1 pseudogene is annotated in these 1,065 nt (G+C 64.9%); it reads right to left on the bottom strand.

The features are described 5' to 3' along the window. Positions 1-996, bottom strand: a pseudogene (locus EV652_RS43865) (IS3 family transposase); the annotation flags it as partial. Between the last annotated feature and the right edge of the window lie 69 nt (positions 997-1,065).

Below are 1,065 nucleotides of genomic sequence, written 5' to 3'. Positions count from 1 at the left end.
CCAGAACGTTCTTTTGGAGCAGGGCGAAGAAGGATTCCATCGCGGCGTTGTCGCCGCAGGCTCCGACTCTGCCCATCGAACCGCGCAGTTCGTGGGCTTTGAGGACCCGGACGAACTTCTTGGACCGGAACTGGCTGCCGCGATCGCTGTGGACGATGAGCCCGGCTGCAGGCGTGCGCAGTGCGATCGCGTTCCGCAGTGCCGCCACCGCCAGGGACGCTTTCATGCGGGAGTCGATGGAGTAGCCGACGATCCGGTTGGAGTAGGCGTCCTTGATCGCGCACAGGTAGAGCTTGCCCTCGCTCGTGGCGTGTTCGGTGATGTCGGTCAGCCAGACCAGGTTCGGTGCCGGCGCGGTGAACACCCGCTTCACGAGATCGTCGTGCACGGGTGGGCCGGCTTTGCGGTTCAGGCCGCGTTTCTTGGCGTGGATCGACCAGATCCGCTCCTGGCTGCACAGCCTCGCGACCCGGTTCTCGCCCGCGCTGTGGCCCTGGTCGGCGAGTTCGTCGGCGATGAACCGATACCCGAACGCCGGGTCGTCGGCGTGGATGTCACGGGCCGCGTTGATCAGGTGCGCGTCATCCCAATCGCGTTGTGTGACAGGGTTTCTGCGCCATTTGTAGAATGCTTGCTTACTGAAGCCGAGCGCCCGGCAGGTCACCGCGACGGGGATGTTGTCAGCGGCGAGGTCGAGGACCAGCGGGTAGGTCATTTTGGGTTGATGTCGCGGGCGAAGTAGGCAGCAGCCCGGCGCAGGATCTCGTTCTCCTGTTCCAACTGCCGGACCCGCTTCTTCGCCTCCCGCAGTTCGACCGACTCTTCCCGAGTCGTTCCGGGGCTGTTGCCGTCCTCGACGTCGGCCAGCTCCAGCCAGCGCTGCAGACACGACACGGAGATCCCGAAGTCCTTCGCGATCTGCCCGATCGGCGCCTCGCCCTTGCGGGCGACCGCGACCACATCACGACGGAACTCCAACGGAAACGCTTTCGGCATGACAGGCATCCTTCCAGCGAGGACCTAGTCCTCACAGGTCAGGAGTCAACCGAACCGGGGGCAGTCCCG

It is taken from the genome of Kribbella steppae (assembly GCF_004342025.1).
Taxonomy (GTDB): domain Bacteria; phylum Actinomycetota; class Actinomycetes; order Propionibacteriales; family Kribbellaceae; genus Kribbella; species Kribbella steppae.
The sequence above is the reverse complement of the archived record's forward strand: the minus strand, read 5'-3'. Positions and strand labels throughout refer to the sequence as shown.